Genomic DNA, 2,476 nt, shown 5'->3' on the forward strand with positions numbered 1-2,476 from the left:
CGGCATTTCGCCCGTTCGTGGGGAAGTGGGGAAGTGGGGCGCGGACGGTAAGAGCGCGGGCGCCCGGCGGCTAGGCCATGTCGCCGGCGGTGATGGCCTCGGCCTCGACACGCTCCGGCTCGGCACCGTCGTCGACGCGACGCAGGATCCTCGTGGTGCAGAGGATCACGACGAAGGCGACCGCGACGGACGCACCCGCGAAGACGTACGCCGCCGAGGGCGAGTACGCGTCGGCGAGCAGGGTCGCGACGGGCGGGGCGATGGCGCCGCCGATGAACCGGACGGCGGAGTAGGCGCTCGAGGCGACCGAGCGGGGCAGGTCGGTGGCCTCCATGACGCATTCGGTGAGCACGGTGTTCAGGACACCGAGCACGAGGCCACCGATGACGACGCAGATGATCAGGCCGACCTGGGAACGCACGACGACGGCCGCGGCGAACAGGTCGAGCGCGAGCAGGGGCAGGGCGATCTTCAACACCGTCGTCCTCCGGAGACGGGCGGTGAGCATCGGGGCTACCCAGACCGACGTGATCGCGAGACCGACACCCCAGCCGAAGAACGTGAACCCGATGCCGAGCGCGCCGAAGCCGAGCGGGAACGGGGTGTACGCCAGCAGGACGAAGAAGCCGATGTTGTAGAACAGCGCAGTCGCGGCGAGAGCTGCGAGCGCCGGACGGGTCAGGGCGCGGAAGGGTGCGGAGAGCTTCGTCGGCGTGGGCTTCTCGAGGCTGCCGGTCTTCAGCACGGCGACGATGGCGATGAACGCGACGGCCATCAGGGTCGTGACCCCGAAGAACGGGCCGCGCCAGCTCACCGAGCCGAGCAGACCTCCGACGAGGGGACCGACGGCGATGCCGAGGCCGAGCGCTGCCTCGTACAGGATGATCGCCGAGGCGGTGCCGCCCGACGCTGCCCCGACGATGGTCGCGAGCGCGGTGGAGATGAAGAGCGCGTTGCCGAGGCCCCAGCCGGCGCGGAAGTCGATGATGCTCCACACGCTGTTCGACGTCGCCGCCAGGACCGAGAACACCACGATCAGGGCGAGTCCGATGAGCAGGGTGCGCTTCGCGCCGATGCGGCTGGAGACCCAGCTGGTGAAGAACATCGCGACACCGGTGACGGCGAGGTAGCTCGTGAAGAGCAGTTCGGTCTGCGCGGGGGTCGCCTTGAGGGACGCCGCGATCGCCGGGAGGATCGGGTCGACGAGGCCGATGCCCATGAACGCGACGACGCAGGCGAAAGCGATCGCCCAGACCGCCGACGACTGCTTGAGGATGGAGCCGGACTGGCCGGCGGGTGCGTGGGCGTTCACGCGGGGATCTCCGTTCCGTTGGGGGTTGGCCGGGTCCGCTGGGCGATCAGGTTCGCCGCGTGGTGCAGGACGTCCCAGTCGTCGTCGGTCAGGTCGGCGAACAACGGACCGACCGTGCTGGTGAGGGTGGAGCGCCAGGAGGCGAGTCGTTCGCGTCCGGCCTCGGTGAGTTCGATGAGCTGCCCGCGGGAGTCGTCCGGGTCGACGCTGCGGCTGACCAGGCCTTCTGCGAGCATGCCGGCGACGAGTCGGGTCATCGTGGGCTGCGCCACACGGGAGGCGGTGGCCAGTTCACCGAGTCGCAGGGGCTCGTCGGTCTCGAGGATGCCGAGCGTGCGCCAGACCGCGGCGGACGTGGTGTTGCCCGTCGACTGGACGGCGCTGCGGATCAGGCGGTTGACGGAGACGAGGAGGGTCTCGATCGTCTGCTCACGCGGTGTTTCCATAGCTGAACTATATAGCCGTGCTATGCAAAGCGCAACGGGAGCGCAACGGCGGCACAGCCGAGCAACGACGGGCCCGAACAGACTGCACCAGCCGCCGCCTGGTAGAAGGGAGGCATGAGCGACATCACCATCCACGAAGGCGACGAGTACACCGCGATCTTCCACGGCGGCCCCTTCGACGGCACGACCGACACCCGCACCGCCACGAGCGACGCGCTGGACGACGAGGTCACGGTGTTCGCCGACGTCGAGGGCCTGCAGACGGCCTTCACCTACCGCGCCACCAAGTCCCGTCAGGTCCTCGACCAGATCTCGGTCGAGTTCACCTACGAGCCGGAGGAGTCGGACCCGGTGGACGACCTGCAGGACCGCGGCGACCGCAGCGGCGAGTTCGACCGGGAGTAGAACCCCCACCCGCCGCGTTGCAGGACCACATGCAGCTCGACCTCTGGACGTCCGCCTTCTGTGCGCCGTGCGCCGCCGCCCGCCGGGTGTCGGCCGAGGCCTCGGCGCTCGTCCCCGGGCTCACCGTGACCGAACGCGACGTGGCGGCACACCCCGACGACGCGGAAGACCTCGGTATCCGGTCCACGCCCACGATCATCGTGCGGCAGGACGACGGCACCGAGGTCTTCCGTTCACCCGGCGTCCCGACCCGTGACCAGCTCCTGCTCGCGGTGGCCAAGGCGCTCTGAACGAGCCGCAGGCGCCGCAGCCG

General features: G+C 69.8%; 4 protein-coding genes. 2 read left to right on the forward strand and 2 right to left on the reverse strand.

The genetic code is table 11. The annotated features are described in order from the left end of the window. Nucleotides 1–70 precede the first annotated feature (70 nt). Together BIU89_RS11395 and BIU89_RS11400 are read right to left on the reverse strand one after the other, a co-directional pair. Nucleotides 71–1,312 carry an MFS transporter gene (locus tag BIU89_RS11395; RefSeq protein WP_071246628.1) on the reverse strand — a complete coding sequence of 414 codons (1,242 nt, stop codon included), beginning with the start codon at nucleotides 1,310–1,312 and terminating at the stop codon, nucleotides 71–73. Further along, a complete protein-coding gene (locus BIU89_RS11400; RefSeq protein ID WP_071246630.1) occupies nucleotides 1,309–1,758 on the reverse strand; it encodes a MarR family winged helix-turn-helix transcriptional regulator in 450 nt (149 codons plus the stop codon). Before BIU89_RS11400 ends, BIU89_RS11395 begins: the two co-directional genes overlap by 4 nt. 114 nt (nucleotides 1,759–1,872) lie before the next feature. Here BIU89_RS11400 and BIU89_RS11405 point away from each other — a divergent pair, with 114 nt between their 5' ends. Together BIU89_RS11405 and BIU89_RS11410 are read left to right on the forward strand one after the other, a co-directional pair. After that, the gene (locus BIU89_RS11405; RefSeq protein WP_027464647.1) at nucleotides 1,873–2,163 is read left to right on the forward strand and encodes a hypothetical protein; all 291 of its coding nucleotides are present in this window, start codon (nucleotides 1,873–1,875) and stop codon (nucleotides 2,161–2,163) included. A 29-nt stretch (nucleotides 2,164–2,192) separates the two neighbouring features. Continuing rightward, nucleotides 2,193–2,453, forward strand: a complete 261-nt coding sequence (locus BIU89_RS11410) for a thioredoxin family protein (RefSeq protein WP_027464648.1) — start codon at nucleotides 2,193–2,195, stop codon at nucleotides 2,451–2,453. Nucleotides 2,454–2,476: the final 23 nt, after the last annotated feature.

The organism is Curtobacterium sp. MCBA15_005 (genome assembly GCF_001864855.1).
In the GTDB taxonomy this organism is placed as follows: Bacteria; Actinomycetota; Actinomycetes; order Actinomycetales; family Microbacteriaceae; genus Curtobacterium; species Curtobacterium flaccumfaciens.

Coding starts and splice junctions, on each gene's coding strand:
- BIU89_RS11400 (WP_071246630.1), bottom strand. CDS start 1,758: ATGGAAACACCGCGTGAGCAGACGATCGAGACCCTCCTCGTCTCCGTC.
- BIU89_RS11405 (WP_027464647.1), top strand. CDS start 1,873: ATGAGCGACATCACCATCCACGAAGGCGACGAGTACACCGCGATCTTC.
- BIU89_RS11410 (WP_027464648.1), top strand. CDS start 2,193: ATGCAGCTCGACCTCTGGACGTCCGCCTTCTGTGCGCCGTGCGCCGCC.